We start from the raw sequence: 17284 nt of genomic DNA on the forward strand, positions 1-17284 counted from the left end.
CCCGGACGCCGAAAGCGGCCGAATGGGTAAAATCCAGACAACGGCCCGCCAGGATCACCGCCCACCGGAAGTGAACGATGTTCCGCAAGCGCTCCACGGACGACAGCGATGAGTTGCTGGCCAGACTCGGCTCGCTCACCGCCCAGGCGCGTGAGCGCGCGGAACAGCAGCGCAGCCAGGTCGAACTGGCCATCGCCCTCCAGCGCGGCATGCTCCCGCGCGACCTGCCCAGCAGGCCCGGACTCCACCTCGCGGTGCGCTACGCACCCGCCAACCAGGGCCTCAACGTGGGCGGGGACTGGTACGACGCCTTCGCCATGCCGGACGGCAAGATCGGCCTCACCATCGGCGACGTGCAGGGCCACAACATCGAGGCCGCCGCCTTCATGGGCCAGGTCCGGGCCGCGCTGCGCGCGCTGGCCTCCGTGACCAGCGAACCCGGCGAACTCCTCGCCCGCACCAACGACCTGCTGCTCACCCTCGGCAGCGACCTCTTCGCCACCTGCACCTTCCTCCGGCTGGACCCCGTCACGGGCGTCCTGGAGAGCGCGCGGGCCGGTCACATCCCCTTCGTCTGGGCCACGGCCGACGGCAAGTCCGGCGTCGTCCACGACATGGGCGGCCCGCCGCTGGGCATCCAGCCCGGCATGGACTACCGCGTCACCCGGCACCGGCTCTCCACCGGCGGCGTCTTCGTGCTGCTCACGGACGGGGTGGTGGAAGGCCCCTCGCTGCACGTCGAGGACGGGCTCGCCCAGGTGGTCCGCCTCGCGGGCATCGCCGCCGTCGCCGGTCTGAAGGTGCACGCGCTCGCCGCGGCCGTGATCAAGGGCGCCGACAGCGTGGGCCACGACGACGACGCGGCCGTACTCGTCGTCGGACACGACGGCCCGAGCACCCCGCCACCGCCCGCCGGGCCCCGCGTTAGGCCATAGGCGCCACTCGCCTCGCCCCGGCCGCCGAACCGGTGTGAGAGTTGCCGGGTGGTGGCCTTCCCAGAAGCGCGTCGGCCGGGCGGCCATGCCGCCCTGGTCCTGGCCGTCGCGGTCTGCTACTTCGCGGCCGGCCGGCTCGGCCTGCTCTGCAAACTCACCGTCGACGGCGCCGTCGTCACCCCCATCTGGCCGCCGACCGGCGTGGCCGTCGCCGCCCTGCTCATCCTCGGGGTGCGGTACTGGCCCGGCGTCACCCTCGGCGCGTACCTCATCGTCCTGTCACTGGACACGCCGGTGCTCTACTCGCTCGGCTACCTCGTCGGCAACACCCTGGCCCCGGTCGTGGCGGTGATGCTGCTGCGCCGGGCCGGGTTCCGCACCGACCTGCGACGGCTGCGCGACGGGCTCGCCCTGGTGTTCCTGGGCGCGCTGGGCGCCATGCTGATCAGCTCGACGCTGGGGGTCGCCCTGCTGGTCGTCACCGACCGGATGCCCGCGCACACCTTCTGGACGGTGTGGCTCGCCTGGTGGGTGGGCGACGCCATGGGCGTCCTGCTCGTCACCCCGTTCCTGCTCCTGCTGAGCCACGCCGCGGGGCCGCTGCCCCGGGCCCGCTGGCGGGAGGCCGCCGCGCTGGCCGTGGTCGCCGCCTGCGTCGTACCGCCCGCCGTGTTCAGCCACTTCAGCCTGTTGTTCCTGGTCTATCCGCTGATCATCTGGGGTGCGCTGCGCTTCGAGCTGGTCGGCTCCATGCTCTGCGCGCTGGGCACCTCCGTGCTGGCCGCCGTCGCCGCCAACGACCAGGACGGCGCCTTCCAGGGGCTGAGCCGGGTCGAGATCATGGCCAAGCTGCAGGGATTCAACGGAACCATGGCGCTGACCGCGCTGCTGCTGTCCGCGGTGATCACCGAGCAGCGGCACACCCGGCGCTCCGTGGAGCGGGCGTGCGAGGAGCTGGTCGAGGTGCTGGAGCACCTCACCGCGGGCGAGGCACCGCCGCCTCGTCCGGCTCCCGAGGCCGACGAACCCCTGCTGCGGCCCGGCGACGACGCGCGGCCCCCGCCCGGCCGTTGAGCGGCCGGTGTCAGTCGAGGGCGACGGTTGCCGTGACCCGCTTGCCGCGGCCCAGCGGGACGACCTCCAGGGCGCCGCAGAGCAGGCCCACCAGCCGCAGCCCGTGCCCGCCCACCCGCTCCGGGTCCGGCGGCCGGTGCCGGGGCGGTTCGGGGGAGGCGTCCGTGACGCTGATCCGCAGCGCGGCCGGGTCCGGCACCACCTCCAGCCGCAGCGTGAACGGCCCCGGCGCGTGCTTGAGGGCGTTGGTGACCAGCTCGCTGGCGACCAGCTGCGCGTCCTGCACCGTACGCGCCGACGGCGTGGGGCGGACCCGCGCGAGCAGGTCGGCGACCGCGTTCCTGGCCTCCGGGAGGGACGCGGTGTCGGCGTCCCAGCCGCGGCAGTAGCGCGGCAGGTCCGGCGCGGTCCGGGTCATCGTGTCTGCCATGAGGGGGAGGTCCATGCGGAATCGCCCTTCTCCCGTGGTGGCCGGTTCAGGCCCCTTCGTGCGATCACGGAGGATCGTCCCTTCTCTGACCCGGCTACCCCCTGTACCGCCGATCAAGGGGAGCTGATCCGTGAATCCCCCGGATGTGTGAGACGGATATCCGGGGACGGGTGCGCGAGGGCCGCGCACAGAACGGCGGGCCCGGAAATCCACCTGGGATTTCCGGGCCCGCCCTGGGTACGGCTTCGCACCGACTCAGTGTTTGAACGTGTCCTTCGCCTTTTCCTTGGCCTGGCGGGCGTCGCCCTTCGCGCCTTCGACGCGGCCTTCGGCTTCCATGCGCTCGTTCCCGACGGCCTTGCCCATGGTCTCCTTGACCTTGCCCTTGAGCTGCTCCGCCTTGGCCTTGCCCTTCTGGTCACCAGCCATGGGGTATTCACATCCCAACGTTTTCGGTGCGTGGTCGACATCCGGATATCCCCACCGCCGTCACCCAAACCAGAAATGCCGAAATTCATGACCCCTCGTCGGGCCTTCGTACCCGTCTGCGCCGCACCAGATGCCGGACGACCAGGGCCGCCACTAGAATTCCGGCGGCGATGAGCACGTAACGCTGGTAGCGGACGATCTCGTCGTACACGGCCGTGATGTGGCTGCCCGCCACATAGGCCAGCGTGGACCACAGGCCCACCCAGAGGACCGCGCCGAGCGCGTTGAAGGCCAGGAAACGGGGCCAGGCCATCCCGGTGGTGCCCGCGATGATCCCGTTGGCCTGACGGAGGCCCTCCACGAACCGGGCCACCGTGACGATCTTGCCGCCGTGGCGCTGGAAGAACGCCTCCGCGGCCTCGAAGCGCTTCGGGGTCAGCAGGATGTACTTGCCCCAGCGCTCCACGAACGCCCGGCCACCGGTACGGCCGATCACGTAACCCACGTTGTCGCCGATCACCGCCGCCGCGAAGGCGATGCCCGCCACCGCGACGATGTTCAGCTCGCCCGCACCGGCGTAGACCCCGGCGGCCAGCAGGATCGTCTCGCCCGGCGCGGGCACCCCGAAGTCCTCCAGGAAGATGATCGCGCCGACGGCCCAGTAGCCGTACTGGCCGAGCAGCGGGGCCAGGGGAGCCAACGGGCCGGGGAGGGGAGGCGGCATGGCATCACCGTACGCCGCGCCGCACTCCCCACCCCGTCGTGACCTGCGGGAAGGGCCCTCTCAGGGACGGCCGACCGCGTCCTGGTCGCGCACCGCCGGAGCCGTGACCGGCTCCTCGGCGGGCGTCGTACGGGCCCGGCGCCACTTGCCGACCGCCAGGGCGATCTGGTCGGTGTAGCGCGCGGTCAGCGGGCCGACGACCACCAGGATCAGCACGTACGCCGTGGCCAGCGGGCCGAGCCGGGAGTCGATGCCCGAGGTGACCGCGAGACCGGCGATGACCACCGAGAACTCCCCGCGCGCCACCAGCGTGCCGCCCGCCCGCCAGCGGCCCCGCACCGAGACACCGGCCCGCCGGGCCGCCCAGTAACCCGTGGCGATCTTGGTGAGCGCGGTGACGACCGCCAGGGCGAGCGCGGGCAGCAGCACCGGCGGGATGCTCGCCGGGTCGGTGTGCAGCCCGAAGAACACGAAGAACACCGCCGCGAACAGGTCCCGCAACGGCGCCAGCAGATTGTGCGCGCCCTCGGCGACCTCGCCGGACAGCGCGATGCCCACCAGGAAGGCGCCGACCGCCGCCGAGACCTGGAGCTGCTGGGCGAGTCCGGCCACCAGCAGGGTGAGGCCCAGCACGACCAGCAGCAGCTTCTCCGGGTCGTCGCTGGAGACGAAGCGGGAGATGACCCGGCCGAAGCGCACCGCCAGCAGCAGCACCAGACCGGCCACACCGAGGGCGATGGCGAGCGTGATGCCGCCCGCCACGAAGCCCGTACCGGCCAGCAGCGCGGTGACCAGCGGGAGGTAGACCGCCATCGACAGGTCCTCCAGCACCAGGATGCTGAGGATCACCGGGGTCTCCCGGTTGCCGATCCGGCCCAGGTCGCCGAGGACCTTGGCGATGACGCCGGAGGACGAGATCCAGGTGATGCCCGCCAGCACGACGGCGGCGATGGGACCCCAGCCCAGCAGCAGCGCCATCACGGCGCCCGGCACCGCGTTGAGCGCGAAGTCGACCAGACCGGCCGGGTACTGCGTCTTGAGGTTGGAGACCAGGTCACCGGCGGTGTACTCCAGGCCCAGCATGAGCAGCAGCAGGATCACGCCGATCTCGGCGCCGATCGCCACGAACTCCTCGCTGGCGCCCAGCGGCAGCAGCCCGCCCTCGCCGAAGGCCAGACCGGCGAGCAGATACAGCGGGATGGGGGAGAACCGGAGCCGGGCGGCGAGCCTGCCGAGCAGGCCGAGGGCCAGGATGATCGCGCCGAACTCGATGAGGAAGACCGCGGAGGAATGCATCCGGATCACTCCCGGCCGAGGATGGCGGCGGCCGCGTCGACGCCCTCGCGGGTGCCGATCACGATGAGCGTGTCACCGCCCGCGAGCCGGAAGCCCGGACCGGGGGAGGGGATGGCGTCGGCGCGGCGGAGCACCGCCACGATCGACACGCCGGTCTCGGTGCGCATCCGGGTGTCGCCGAGCACGCGTCCGTTCCAGTGCGAGACGGAGGACAGCGAGATGCGCTCGGCCACCAGGCCCAGCTCGGTCGTCCAGAGCAGGCTGGGGCTCTGGTGCGTCGGCATGAGCGCCCCGGCGACCGCCTCCGCCTCCCCGCCGGTCAACTGCACCGACGACGCGCACGCGTCGGGATCGTCCTCGCGGTAGGCGCTCAGCGTCCGTGACCCGTCCCGGTGGGCCACCACCGAGAGCAGGCGGTGTTCGCGGGTGGTGAGGTCGTACCGGACGCCGATGCCCGGCAACGGCGTCCTACTCGTGCGTGCGGTGCCCATGGCAACCCCCCTGATTCTTTTGACTGTTTCTTGGTGCAACCATTACCGACACCCTAGCTTGACGGTGCATGGCCACACGGAAAGCAGTCGTTCAGGGGGGTCACGTCATGCGCGGTACGCCCTTCAGCCGCCGAGGTTGCCCTGCCGGGCGTCGGCCCACAGGTCGACCCCGCCGTCCGTGGCGTACTTGTCGATCTCGGCCAGCTCCTCGGCGCTGAACTCCAGGTTCTGCAGGGCCGCCACGTTCTGCTCCAGCTGCTCGGTGCGCGAGGCGCCGATCACCAGCGAGGTCACCCGCTCGTCGCGCAGCGCCCAGGCCAGCGCCATCTGGGCCAGGCTCTGCCCGCGCCCGGCCGCGATGTCGTTCAGCGCGCGCAGCCGGTCCCGCATGTCCTCGGTCAGCCAGGACTGGTCGAACGACTTGCCCGCGGCCGCCCGCGAGTCCTGCGGCACGCCGTCCAGGTAGCGGCCCGTCAGCAGGCCCTGCGCCAGCGCGGTGAAGCCGATGACGCCGAAGCCCTCCTCCTCGGCCACGTCCAGCAGGCCCTCGGTCTCGATCCAGCGGTTGAGCATGCTGTACGACGGCTGGTGGATCAGCATCGGCGTGCCCAGCTCGCGCAGGATGGCCGCAGCCTGCCGGGTGCGCTCGGCGTCGTAGGAGGAGATGCCGACATAGAGCGCCTTGCCCTGGCGTACGGCGGTGTCGAGCGCGCCCATCGTCTCCTCCAGCGGCGTGCTCGCGTCCAGCCGGTGGGAGTAGAAGATGTCGACATAGTCCAGGCCCATACGCTTCAGCGACTGGTCCAGGGAGGCCAGCACATATTTGCGCGAGCCACCGCCCTGACCGTAGGGGCCGGGCCACATGTCCCAGCCCGCCTTGGTGGAGACCACCAGCTCGTCCCGGTAAGACGCGAGGTCCTGCTTCATCAGCCGGCCGAAGTTGATCTCCGCCGAGCCGTAGGGCGGACCGTAGTTGTTCGCCAGGTCGTGGTGCGTGATCCCCAGGTCGAAGGCGCGCAGCGCGATCTCGCGCTGGGTCTCGAAGGGCCGGTCGTCGCCGAAGTTGTGCCAGTAGCCCAGCGACAGCAGGGGCAGGTCGAGCCCCGAGCGGCCGGTGCGCCGGTAGCGCATGGTGCCGTCGTAACGAGCGGGGTCCGCGACGTGGTTCATCGGGTGATCTCCGGGTGATGCCGTAGGGGTGCCCCCGGAATCGGGGCTGATCCACCCTGCGCCCTCCGCCCCGCGAAGTCCAACCGTCGTACGGCATCGGATTGAGCTGCCTTGTTTCTTAATCCACCCGCCGCTGACCTCGGCATTCGCCCATGTGCACGTGGCCGGTGTGACGTCTGAGGCGTTGGGCAGCAGGATGGGACACGGGGCTGATGCCCGGTGCGGCCGGAAAGAGCGCATCCGGTGACACCGACGGAGAAAGGAGCGGCAGTGAGCGATGCTCTGTCCGACGGAGAGCGGCCCTCAGGCATAAAGAGGAAGTCCTCGAAGGCCGTGATGGACCTCCCGCATCAGGTGCGCGAGGAGCTGACGCGCAGACTCAGGCGCAATCGGGGCGCCTTCCGCAAGGACGACGTCCAGGTCGTCGAACCCCCGCTGCTCAAGCGGGCCGTCGGCGCCTCGGCGCTCGGCAACTGCATGGAGTGGTTCGACTTCGGCGTCTACAGCTATCTCGCGGCCACCCTCGGCAAGGTGTTCTTCCCCGGCGCCTCCCCGGCCGCCCAGGTCGTCTCCTCCTTCGCCACCTTCGCCGCCGCCTTCGTGGTGCGCCCGCTCGGCGGACTGGTCTTCGGACCGCTCGGCGACCGCCTCGGCAGGCAGAAGGTACTGGCCACCACGATGATCATGATGGCGATCGGTACCTTCGCCATCGGCGTCATCCCCAGCTACGCCACCATCGGCATCGCGGCACCCATCCTGCTGCTGGTCGCCCGCATGGTGCAGGGCTTCTCCACCGGAGGCGAGTACGGCGGCGCGACCACCTTCGTCGCCGAGTACTCACCCGACCGGCGGCGCGGCTTCCTTTCCAGCTGGCTCGACTTCGGCACCTTCGTCGGCTACGCCCTGGGCTCCGCCCTGGTCACCGTCCTGAACCTGCTGCTGTCGGACGCCGAGATGCTCTCCTGGGGCTGGCGCATCCCGTTCCTGGTCGCGGGCCCGCTCGGCGTGATCGGCCTCTACATGCGGCTGAAGCTGGAGGAGTCCCCGGCGTTCCAGCAGCAGATGGACGAGCACGAGAAGAGCCTCGCCCAGGAGTCGGCGGGCAGTGAGTTCAAGGACATCATCAAGAACCACTGGGCGGCGCTGCTCATCTGCATGGGCCTGGTGCTGCTGTACAACGTCACCAACTACATGGTCACCGGCTATCTGCCGACGTACCAGACCGAGACATTGCACCGGTCCAGTAGTTCGGCCGATGTGCTGGTGCTCATCGGCATGGTGTGGATCGTCATCCTGATCACCTTCCTGGGACGCCTCAGCGACCGGGTAGGCAGGCGCCCGCTGTACGGCTGGGCCGCCGCCGCGATGATCGTGCTCGCGATCCCCGCGTTCCTGCTGATCAAGGCGGAGGGCACCTGGGCACCCATCCTCGGCGTGCTGATCCTGGCCACCCTGCTGGCCTTCTTCGCCGCGCCGAGCGCGGCCACGCTGCCCGCCCTGTTCCCGACCGCCGTCCGCTACGCGGCCATGGGCATCGGCTTCAACTTCGCCGTCGCCGCCTTCGGCGGCACCACCCCGCTGGTGACGGCCGCGCTGGTCGACGCGACCGGCGACGACCTGATGCCCGCGTACTACCTGATGCTGGCCGGAGTCATCGGTCTGATCACGGTGAAGTTCCTCCCCGAGAGCGCCCAGGTCCCGCTGCGCGGCTCCCAGCCGATGGTCGGCTCCAACGAGGAACGGCATGAACTGATCACGACGTCCAAGGAGCTGTACGCCCTGGCGAAGGAACCCTCGGCGGGCGACCGGGGGTAGACCCGCCGACTCCGCGAGACCCCTCGTCGCCCACCCGGCGACGGGGGGTCTTCGCGTGTCCGGACACCGGGTGCGCCGACGGTGCGTACCGGCACACGCCCGCTCCGTGACGACGGCACCGCCGCAGGTCAGGACGCCGACTCACGCTCCCCGGACGGGACTTAAGGGGAGGTTAATCGAGCATTAAACGTCACCGGGAGAGGCTGTCGTTTGGTCGGATACCCGTGCCTCATGGGCGATTTGGGAGTCTGCCGGGGTGGTTGGAGCCGGTGGGGGCGGGGCGTATGGTCGGGCCTTGCCGGAGGTGCTCGCCGCGTGTGAGAGCGCTCTCAGACCCAGGGTCCGGTGTGTGCGGTGTGCTCTTCCGGCGTTCGTCCCGTCCCCCACGGTCGAGGACGTGCCTGTACGTCCCCCCACAGAGAACAGGGTGTGTTCCCCTCATGGCTGGTCATCGTTTACGCCGTTGGTCCTACCGCGGGCTGATCTGCGGAAGCGCCGCCGCGCTCGCCGCCGGTGTGCTGCTCAACACCACGGGTCCCGGCGCCCACCGCGCCGACGCGGCCCCGGCGGCGTTCAGCTGGTCCGACGACTTCGACGGCGCCGCGGGCAGCGCGCCGGACAGCTCCCGCTGGACCCTGGAGACGGGCGGCGGCGGCAACGGCAACCACGAGCTGCAGTACTACACGAACAGCACCGACAACGCCGCCCTCGACGGCAACGGCAACCTGGTCATCACCGCCCGCAAGAACACCGACCCGAACCTGAACTGCTGGAACGGGCCCTGTCAGTTCACCTCCGCCCGGCTGAACACGGCGCAGACCTTCACGCAGAAGTACGGCCACTTCGAGGCCCGCATCAAGATCCCGCGCGGCCAGGGCATCTGGCCGGCCTTCTGGATGCTGGGCGACGACCTCGGCAGTACGGGCTGGCCGGGCAGCGGCGAGATCGACATCATGGAGAACGTCGGCAAGGAGCCCGGCACGGTCCACGGCACCATCCACGGCCCCGGCTACTCCGGCGCGGGCGGTATCGGCGCCGCGTACAACCTGCCCGACGGCAAGCCGTTCGCCGACGACTTCCACACCTTCGCGGTGGACTGGAGCCCGTCCGGCATCACCTGGTCCGTCGACGGCCAGAACTACCAGACCCGCACCCCGGCCGACGTGAACGGCAACAAGTGGGTCTACGACCACCCCTTCTTCGTCATCCTCAACCTCGCGGTCGGCGGTGACTGGCCCGGCAGCCCCGACGCCGGTACGTCCTTCCCGCAGACGATGACCGTGGACTACGTCCACGTCTCCGCCCAGAACTGAGGTCCCGGGGCCGGGAGTTACCAGCCCGGCCCGCTGACCGTCCCCGTGTTGTCCCGGCTCCGGCCGGGTGCGTCCCCCACTGCAAGGAGTTTCCCCGCATGTCGCCTCGTCACCAGCGCAACCTGACCCGCCGCAAGCTGATGTTCGCCCTGGGCGGCGCGGCCGTGGCCATCCCCGCGGGCGCCGCCATCGCGCCCTTCGCGCTCGCCGACCAGCCGGGCGACAGCGGCGGCAACAAGACCCGCGCGGCGTCGGGTCCGCTGCCGGTGACCGTCGTCAACAACAGCGGCTCGTTCGACAACGGCTCCGTGAACGTCTACGTCGTCGGCAACGTCGACGGCAAGCAGGTCCGCCTCAAGCAGGACGGCACCCTCGCGCCCATCGCCGCCTCCGACAACGGCGCCGACGGCTTCACCGACTACGCGATACCGCTCGCGGGCAGCGGCGAGACCAAGCTGTCCCTGCCGTTCATGTCCGGCCGCATCTACGTCTCGCTCGGCGACAAGCTGAAGATGAAGGCCGTCACCGACGGCAACGGCAACGCGGCCCTGCAGTTCCCGGCCGGGTGGGTCGAGTCCGACCCCAACTTCGGTGTGCTGCACGACTGCGCGGAGTTCACGTACAACGCCGCGGGCATGTTCTGCAACACCACGATGGTCGACATGTTCAGCGTGCCGATGAGCATCCGGCTCACCGGGGAGAAGGACCAGACGACCGGCAGCATCCGCGACGGGGGCCGCGCCGCAGCGTTCGCCGCGGTCAAGGAGGTCGCGGACTTCGCCAAGCTGGTCGTCGACGACAAGCGCATCATCGCGCCGGGCCACGGCCTGGACGCCGGGCTGTTCGCCAAGGACTACTTCGCGCCGTACATCGACGAGGTCTGGTCCACCTTCACCGGCAAGGACCTGAAGATCACCACGAACGCCGGTACCTTCACCGGCCGGGTCCGCGGCGACCGCTTCACCTTCGACGGCCCGGCCTCGGTGTCCTTCGCCAAGCCCTCCACCCGTGACGTCCTCTTCTGCGACGGCAACCTCGCCGCCCCGAACGACGGCACCACCGGCCCCGTCGCCGCGGTCCTCGGCGCGGGCTTCAACCGCTCGACGCTGCTCACCGACACCGCGCAGCCCAGCACCGACCCGGCCGCCTTCTACCAGGGCGAGCTGACCAACCACTACTCCAAGGCCATCCACGCGGCCACCCAGGACGGCAAGGCGTACGGCTTCGCCTTCGACGACGTCGCGGACTTCGCCTCCTTCATCCAGGACACGGCGCCCTCCGGCTTCACGCTCACGCTGACGGCGTTCTGATCCACCCCCGTGACAGCACCGCTCCCCGCCTCGGCTCAAGGCGGGGAGCGGTGTGCTGCCCCGGTCGGTCAGCAGGGACGGATGTGCCAGACCGGCGTCCAGGACGCCGTACCGCTCTGCGGCGCGCGGCTGCTCCAGCGCTCGGTGCCGTTCTCGTTGTAGAACCGGGCGACGGTGCCGCCCGTCTGGCTGTTGTTGAAGTAGCCGTCCCCGATCCCGTAGAAGTCGTAGTAGCCGCAGTAGTAGTAGTCGTAGCGCTTGCCGTTGCCGTCCTGGATGCACAGGTGCCCGGAGCCGCAACTGATCGCGGCGGTGCCGGAGGCGGCGAAGGTCACCGTGCCGCCGGGCATGGTCGCCTTGTCCGCGGCGAGCTGCCTCTCACCGGGATGGGCGGCCAGATAGCTGTCGATCCGGCCCTGGGCACCGCCCGCCGCCGACGCGCTGCCGGTCAGTAACTGGCTTCCCGCCAGCGCCACGGCGGCCGCCGCCACGGCGAGGACTTTGCGCACGCTCATGCTGGAATTCCCCCTGGTCCCGCACTCCGGCTGTCGCCCTGGACGGCGGCAGTCCCGGAGGCTCGACCCATCGTCCCGAGGGGATGAGCTGCGCTTGAAGGGCGAATCCGGTCATTCGGCGCGCTGCGGGGCGCACCGGGGGCGCACCTGTACAGCGGCGAACCGGTCTTCGCACCAAGAACCGTTTCAGCAGACGCCACCGGAAGACCGCTCCGCGAAGCCGGGTGAACGACTCCCGCACCGTCGGCACCTTCCGTGCCCCGCAACCACCTGACCCGGGTGACCAGTTGCCGCTGTAGGGCAGCCCGGTGCGAGGGCGGGGGAGAGGGGCGTGAAGACTGTCGCCTCTGAATCAAGGGGAGGGACTGTCGAGGATGAAGCGTGGGTTGCGAGGGGTGGTCGCGGTCGCCGTCGTGCTGGCCGGGGGCGGCTGTGCGGCCGACACCGCGCCGGAGCGTTCCCCGAGCGGCACGGCCGCACCGTCCGGCCGGGCCTGCCCGCACGGAACGTTCCGGTGGGGGACCGTGGTGAAGAGGGAGGTGCTGGCCGGGGTGTCGGACGCCCGGCGCTACGACGCAGGGGACGGGGCCCGCGTTCACGTGTCCTTCGAGGCGGTGCCCGTTCGCTCGCTCCACGCGGGGGTGACACCGGCACCGCCCGAGGGGACCCTGAGCCCGCGGGCCGCCGTGGCGGCGCTCGAGAAGAAGACCGGTGCGGAACTGGCCGAAGCGGGAACGGACTTCACCCTCGGCGCGGACAAGGTGCAGGAGACCTCCTTCGGAAAGTCCTCGGGCGCCCTGTTCTACGACGTCGGGGTCACCACCTACGAGGCGTCCTTCGCGTACCACTGCGATGCTCCGGGCACCGCTCCGGTACGCGGCACCCTGGTCACCTGGTCGCCCGTCACGTACGGAGACCTCGTCAGGTGCGGGATCGACGAGAAGCTGTCCCCGGCGAGTGCCGAGGCCGAAAGGCTGGTGTGCGGCTGACCGGATCGTCCTGAAGCGAGCCGTCCGGGCTCCGGGGCCCCCGCCACGTACGGTTTCGAGCGGCGGGAACGGTCGACGTCGCCTCGGAGGAACCATGACGCAAGCCGCGGGCCAGGCGCCCCGCACCAACGGCCTGAACGGGCACATGCTGATGGCGGCCGTGGTGTCCGCGATCAGCGGCCTGCTGTACGGCTACGACACCGGCATCATCTCCGGCGCGCTGCTCCAGATCTCCGAGGAGTTCCACATCGGGAACACCATGAAGGAGATGATCGCCGCCGGAATCCTGCTGGGTGCCGTCATCGGTTCCCTGAGCTGCAGCCTGCTGTGCGAGCGCTTCGGGCGGCACCGCACGATCCTGCTGATCTGCTGTGTGTTCATCGCGGGCAGCCTGACCTGCGCGGTCGCTCCCTCCGCCGTCGGCCTGGCCCTGGCCCGCGTCCTGCTGGGCTTCGCCGTCGGCGGCGCCACCCAGACCGTGCCGATGTACGTGGCCGAGCTGGCCCCCAAGTCGATCCGCGGGCGGCTGGTGCTCTGCTTCCAGCTCGCCATCGGCGTCGGCATCGTCATCGCCACCATCGTCGGCGCCAGCGAGGCCGTGTCCTGGCGGGTGTCGATCGGCGCGGCCGCCGCACCGGCCCTGCTGATGCTGATCGGCCAGCTGCGGCTGCCCGAGAGCCCCCGGTGGCTCATCCTGCGCAAGGGCGACGTGGACGGCGCGGAGGAGGTGCTGAAGGAGGTACGCCCGAAGGGGTACGACATCCGCACCGAGCTGGACGAGATCACCGCCCTGGCCCGGCGTCAGCAGCGCACCGACCGGAGCCATCAGGGGTGGCGCGGGCTGCGGCAGGCGTGGGTGCGTCCGGCGCTCGTCGTCGGCTGCGGCATCGCCGTCTTCACGCAGCTCTCCGGCATCGAGATGATCATCTACTACGCGCCGACCATCCTCACCGACAACGGCTTCCCCCGCGCCGACGCGCTCCGGGTCAGCGTGGCGCTCGGCGTCGTCTACCTGGTGATGATGATCGTCGGCCTGTGGATCGTGGACAAGGTCGGCCGCCGCAGGCTCACCCTGGTCATGGTGCCCGGCGCCGCGCTGAGCCTGTTCGTCCTGGGCGGCTTCTACATCACCGGCCACGGCACCCGCGCCTACGTCCCGGCCATCGTGGCCTGCCTGCTGGCGTTCATGTTCTTCAACGCGGGCGGCCTCCAGCTGATGGGCTGGCTCACCGGCTCCGAGATCTACCCGCTCTCCGTGCGAGCCGCCGCCACCAGCGTCCAGTCGGCCACCCTGTGGAGCACCAACCTGCTGATCACCCTGACCCTGCTCACCATGATCAGCGCCTTCGGTGTGGGCCAGGTCTTCTGGATCTACGCCTTCTTCAACGTCGCCGCGTGGCTGTTCGTGTGGTGGAAGATGCCGGAACTCACCGGGCACAGCCTCGAGGACATCGAACGGCACCTGAAGAACCACGAGTTCCAGCCCGACGACTTCGCCCGCTCCTGAACGGCCCTCAGCTCGCGGGACGGAAGCAGGCCGTGACCTCCTTGCCGCGCGGGCACGTGTGGGCACCCCAGCTGTCGGCCAGCGCGTCCACCAGCAGCATGCCCCGGCCGCCGGTGGCCACGCTGCTCGGCCTGCGCTGCTCGGGCAGCTGCGGCGAGGCGTCGTGCACGGTGACATGCAGGCACTCGCTGTCCCAGGTCAGCACGAGCTGCGCGGTCGCCTGGGCGTGCACATGCGCGTTGGTGACCAGCTCGGACACGGTCAGCAGCACCGCGTCCACCGTCTCCGGCGCGCTCCGCGCCCACTCCAGGGTCTCCAGATGCTCCCGGGTCCAGTCCCGCGCCACCTTCACCCCACTGCTGACGGGCAACGACCGCGCCCATCCCACGGCCCGCAGGGAAGACTCGCTCACAGAAGATTCGTCCACACTCATGACACCCGCCTTCCCCGCGATCGCCCCCGCACCCCGCCCGAACCCTTGACTTCGTGAGCACTCCAAGTGATGGGCTCCGCGGTGTCCACGGAACACCGAGGGGGATGACCATGAACGACTCACCCGTCGCGCTCATCACGGGCGGCGGCAGCGGCATCGGCGCGGCCGTGGCCCGGCAACTGCTCGACACCGGTCACCGGGTCACCGTCACCGGGCGCGGCGAGGACCGGCTGCGGGAGTTCGCCGAGAGCGCGGGCGACCCCGGCGAGCTGCTGACCGTACCCGGCAGCGCCTCGTCGTACGACGACGTGCGGGACGCCGTGGACCGCACGATCGAGACCTACGGCCGGCTGGACACGGTCATCGCCAACGCCGGTGTCGCCACGCACGACTCGGTCGCCGACGGCGACCCGGCGGGCTGGAGCGAGATGGTGCTGACGAACGTCCTCGGCCCGGCGCTGCTCATCCGCGCCGCCGTCGACGCGCTCAAGGAGTCCCGCGGCCGGATCGTCCTCATCGGCAGCGTCGCCGGGTTCGTGAACACCCCCGGCAATCTCTACGGGGCGACCAAGTGGGCGGTCACCGGACTCGCCGAGAACACCCGGCGCCAGGTCACCGAGTACGGCATCGGCGTCACGCTGGTCGCGCCGGGCCGGGTGGAGACCCCGTTCTGGGACGGCTACGGCAGCCTGCCGCCGGGTCAGCTCCTGACCGCGGACCAGATCGCCGACTCGGTGGTCTGGGCGATCCGGCAACCGGCCGGGGTCGACGTCAACACCGTCGTCGTACGGCCGGTCGGCCAGCCCAACTGAGCCGCCGGGACAGCGGAACGGGCCCCGGCCGGGCTTTTTGCCCGGCCGGGGCCCGTTCCACACCGCACACGCGCTAGCGGCGCTTCCGACGGCTGAGCAGGGTCAGCGCGACCACCGCGACCGCACCGGCGATCAGCAGCTTGCGCTTGTCGCGGACCTGCTCAGGAGCCCGGTCCTGCCAGAGCTGCTCGGCCTGGACGGCCTTGACCCGGACCTGGGTCGCCGCCGTGGCCGCCTTCTCCTTGACCGGGTCCGGCACCTTGTCGGCCAGCTTCTGCGCCGTCTCGGCGGTCTGCACCTTCAGCGCGGCCGCCTTCTCCTGCGCGCGGGCCTTGACGTCGGCCTTGTCGGTCAGCGCCTCCACGGTCTCCCCGAGCTCGTGGCGAGTCCGCTCGACCTGCTCCCGCAGCTCCTGCGGGCTCGCGGACGAGGACTCCTCGAACGGCTGCTGTGTCATCGCTTGGCACTCTCCTTGATCTCGGCCACATCGGCCTTCACACTGTCGATGGTCTGCTCCGGCGCGGGCGGGGCGGCCATGCCGACCTCCTTCTTGCCGGTCAGGGCGAGCACCGCCGTGACCACGCCGAGGACGCCGGTCACGATGAGCGCGGCGGCCCACACCGGCAGCGGTACGGCCAACGCGGCGATCGCCGTGGCCACCAGGGCCTGGAGCGTGAGGAAACCGACCAGGCCGGCGCCTCCGAAGAGCCCGCCGCCCTTGCCGTAACGCTTGCCCTTCTCCTTCATCTCCGCCTGAGCGAGGCGGAGTTCGCCGCGCACCAGCTCGGTGAGCTGCTGCGAGGCGCGTTGCACCAGTTCACCGACCGGCTCGTCCCGGGCCACCGCTTGCTCACGGTCGGGCTCGAACATGACCATCACCCCTCTTGCGTATCCGGAGAACCGGATGCCCCGCATACGCGAGAGGACGCCTGTCCGGACCTTGATCCACAAGGCCCACACATCGAAGGCACCGACATGGACGAGGCAGGGGGGGGTGACGTGTTACGGCTGGGGCCAGCGGTCCGGTTCGCGGGGCGACGGCTCGTCCGTCGGGAAGGTGGTGGTGGCCGGGCCGCTCGGGGCGAGGATCTCGTCACCGAACAGGTCCTGGAGCCAGTTGGTCTGGTAGACGGTGTCGAGGTAGCGCTCGCCGAGGTCCGGCGCGATGGCCACCGCCGTCATGTCGCGGGTGTCGTGGCGGGCCAGCCAGTCGGTCGCGCCGCTGACCACCGTGCCGGTGGACCCACCGAACAGGAAGCCGCGCCGGGCCATCTGGTGGCAGGCCCGGATGGTGTCCGCCTCCTCCACCCGGATCACCTCGTTGACGTACGACTCGTCCAGCAGCGGCGGGCGCATGCTCATCCCGAGGCCGGGGATCATCCGGCGGCCGGGCTCCCCGCCGAACGCGACCGAGCCCACGCTGTCCACCGCGATGATGCGCACCGGCCGGTGCCACTGCCGGAAGTAGCGGGCGCACCCCATCAGCGTCCCGGCGGTGCCCGTGCCGACGAACAGCACGTCCAGGCGCGGGAAGTGACGTGCTATCTGGGGCGCGGTGGTCCGGTAGTGCGACTGCCAGTTGCCGGGGTTGGTGTACTGGCTGAGCCACACGTACCGGTCGTCGGAGGCGCACAGCGAGCGGACGTACTCGATCCGGGTGCCGAGGAACCCGCCGTTCTCGTCCAGGTCGGCCACGATGTGCACCTTGCTGCCGAGCGCCTCCATCAGCAGCCGGGTCGACAGGTTGCAACGCGAGTCGGTCACGCACAGGAACTTGTAGCCCTTGCTGGCGGCGATCATGCTGAGCGCCACGCCGAGGTTCCCGGACGAGGACTCGACGATGACGGAGTCCGGCTTGAGAATGCCCTCCCGCTCGGCGCTCTCCACCATCTCGTTCGCGGCCTTCAGCTTGATGGAGCCGGCGAAGTTGAAGCCCTCGCACTTCAGGTAGAGGGGACATCCGAAGATCGACTTGAGGTCGACGAAGAGATGGCCTTCGTTGAAGTCATGGGGAGCGGATATGACGGGCACGATGGGCCTC

General features: G+C 70.5%; 18 protein-coding genes and 1 pseudogene. 8 read left to right on the forward strand and 11 right to left on the reverse strand.

Going from position 1 to position 17284, the window contains the following annotated elements; genetic code table 11:
• The first annotated feature begins 77 nt into the window (after positions 1 to 77).
• Positions 78 to 935, forward strand: coding sequence for a PP2C family protein-serine/threonine phosphatase (locus tag ACIPPM_RS21070; RefSeq protein WP_401449936.1), 858 nt, complete (start codon positions 78 to 80; stop codon positions 933 to 935).
• A gap of 48 nt (positions 936 to 983) precedes the next feature.
• The gene (locus tag ACIPPM_RS21075; RefSeq protein ID WP_401449941.1) at positions 984 to 2009 is read left to right on the forward strand and encodes an MASE1 domain-containing protein; all 1026 of its coding nucleotides are present in this window, start codon (positions 984 to 986) and stop codon (positions 2007 to 2009) included.
• A 10-nt stretch (positions 2010 to 2019) separates the two neighbouring features.
• Here ACIPPM_RS21075 and ACIPPM_RS21080 read toward each other — a convergent pair whose 3' ends face one another.
• The 6 genes from ACIPPM_RS21080 to mgrA all read right to left on the reverse strand — a co-directional run bounded on the left by ACIPPM_RS21080 (position 2020) and on the right by mgrA (position 6549).
• Positions 2020 to 2439, reverse strand: a complete 420-nt coding sequence (locus tag ACIPPM_RS21080) for an ATP-binding protein (protein ID WP_401449943.1) — start codon at positions 2437 to 2439, stop codon at positions 2020 to 2022.
• 255 nt (positions 2440 to 2694) lie between these two features.
• Complete coding sequence (locus tag ACIPPM_RS21085; protein WP_388997755.1) at positions 2695 to 2868, reverse strand: CsbD family protein; 174 nt, start codon at positions 2866 to 2868, stop codon at positions 2695 to 2697.
• 85 nt (positions 2869 to 2953) lie between these two features.
• Complete coding sequence (locus ACIPPM_RS21090) at positions 2954 to 3592, reverse strand: DedA family protein (RefSeq protein WP_401449945.1); 639 nt, start codon at positions 3590 to 3592, stop codon at positions 2954 to 2956.
• Positions 3593 to 3652: 60 nt separating this feature from the next.
• Positions 3653 to 4888 (reverse strand): cation:proton antiporter, encoded by a 1236-nt coding sequence (locus tag ACIPPM_RS21095; protein ID WP_401449947.1) that lies wholly within the window; start codon positions 4886 to 4888, stop codon positions 3653 to 3655.
• Positions 4889 to 4893: 5 nt separating this feature from the next.
• A complete protein-coding gene (locus ACIPPM_RS21100) occupies positions 4894 to 5379 on the reverse strand; it encodes a cation:proton antiporter regulatory subunit (protein WP_401449949.1) in 486 nt (161 codons plus the stop codon).
• Between the two features lie 123 nt (positions 5380 to 5502).
• Complete coding sequence (mgrA, locus tag ACIPPM_RS21105) at positions 5503 to 6549, reverse strand: L-glyceraldehyde 3-phosphate reductase (protein ID WP_401449951.1); 1047 nt, start codon at positions 6547 to 6549, stop codon at positions 5503 to 5505.
• 336 nt (positions 6550 to 6885) lie between these two features.
• Between mgrA and ACIPPM_RS21110 the strand changes: the two genes are divergently transcribed.
• The 3 genes and pseudogenes from ACIPPM_RS21110 (at position 6886) to ACIPPM_RS21120 (ending at position 10987) form a co-directional block, all read left to right on the forward strand.
• On the forward strand, positions 6886 to 8364 hold the full coding sequence (locus ACIPPM_RS21110; RefSeq protein ID WP_401450153.1) for an MFS transporter: 1479 nt from the start codon (positions 6886 to 6888) through the stop codon (positions 8362 to 8364).
• 440 nt (positions 8365 to 8804) lie between these two features.
• A pseudogene (locus ACIPPM_RS21115) lies at positions 8805 to 9674 on the forward strand (family 16 glycosylhydrolase); the annotation flags it as partial.
• Positions 9675 to 9775: 101 nt separating this feature from the next.
• Positions 9776 to 10987, forward strand: a complete 1212-nt coding sequence (locus ACIPPM_RS21120) for a beta-1,3-glucanase family protein (protein WP_401449954.1) — start codon at positions 9776 to 9778, stop codon at positions 10985 to 10987.
• Positions 10988 to 11055: 68 nt separating this feature from the next.
• Here the strand turns inward: ACIPPM_RS21120 and ACIPPM_RS21125 are convergent, their stop codons facing one another.
• Complete coding sequence (locus ACIPPM_RS21125; RefSeq protein WP_401449957.1) at positions 11056 to 11502, reverse strand: hypothetical protein; 447 nt, start codon at positions 11500 to 11502, stop codon at positions 11056 to 11058.
• A gap of 374 nt (positions 11503 to 11876) precedes the next feature.
• On the opposite strand from ACIPPM_RS21125, the gene ACIPPM_RS21130 reads away from it, so the two are divergent.
• Positions 11877 to 12491 carry a hypothetical protein gene (locus ACIPPM_RS21130; RefSeq protein WP_401449960.1) on the forward strand — a complete coding sequence of 205 codons (615 nt, stop codon included), beginning with the start codon at positions 11877 to 11879 and terminating at the stop codon, positions 12489 to 12491.
• Between the two features lie 94 nt (positions 12492 to 12585).
• Positions 12586 to 13998 (forward strand): sugar porter family MFS transporter, encoded by a 1413-nt coding sequence (locus ACIPPM_RS21135; protein ID WP_401449962.1) that lies wholly within the window; start codon positions 12586 to 12588, stop codon positions 13996 to 13998.
• A 7-nt stretch (positions 13999 to 14005) separates the two neighbouring features.
• On the opposite strand, the gene ACIPPM_RS21140 is transcribed toward ACIPPM_RS21135, so the two are convergent.
• Entirely contained in the window at positions 14006 to 14410 is a 405-nt protein-coding gene (locus tag ACIPPM_RS21140) for an ATP-binding protein (protein ID WP_401449964.1), read from the reverse strand.
• A 131-nt stretch (positions 14411 to 14541) separates the two neighbouring features.
• On the opposite strand from ACIPPM_RS21140, the gene ACIPPM_RS21145 reads away from it, so the two are divergent.
• Complete coding sequence (locus ACIPPM_RS21145; RefSeq protein ID WP_401449966.1) at positions 14542 to 15243, forward strand: SDR family oxidoreductase; 702 nt, start codon at positions 14542 to 14544, stop codon at positions 15241 to 15243.
• Between the two features lie 73 nt (positions 15244 to 15316).
• Here ACIPPM_RS21145 and ACIPPM_RS21150 read toward each other — a convergent pair whose 3' ends face one another.
• From ACIPPM_RS21150 to sbnA, 3 genes are all read right to left on the reverse strand, one after another.
• Complete coding sequence (locus ACIPPM_RS21150; RefSeq protein ID WP_401449969.1) at positions 15317 to 15700, reverse strand: DUF3618 domain-containing protein; 384 nt, start codon at positions 15698 to 15700, stop codon at positions 15317 to 15319.
• Positions 15697 to 16113 carry a phage holin family protein gene (locus ACIPPM_RS21155; RefSeq protein ID WP_401449971.1) on the reverse strand — a complete coding sequence of 139 codons (417 nt, stop codon included), beginning with the start codon at positions 16111 to 16113 and terminating at the stop codon, positions 15697 to 15699. The genes ACIPPM_RS21150 and ACIPPM_RS21155 overlap by 4 nt, the downstream gene beginning before the upstream one ends.
• A 132-nt stretch (positions 16114 to 16245) precedes the next feature.
• Positions 16246 to 17274, reverse strand: a complete 1029-nt coding sequence (sbnA, locus tag ACIPPM_RS21160) for a 2,3-diaminopropionate biosynthesis protein SbnA (protein ID WP_401449974.1) — start codon at positions 17272 to 17274, stop codon at positions 16246 to 16248.
• Positions 17275 to 17284 lie beyond the last annotated feature (10 nt).

Origin of the sequence: Streptomyces sp. NPDC090119 (assembly GCF_044747085.1) — a bacterium.
Taxonomy (GTDB): domain Bacteria; phylum Actinomycetota; class Actinomycetes; order Streptomycetales; family Streptomycetaceae; genus Streptomyces.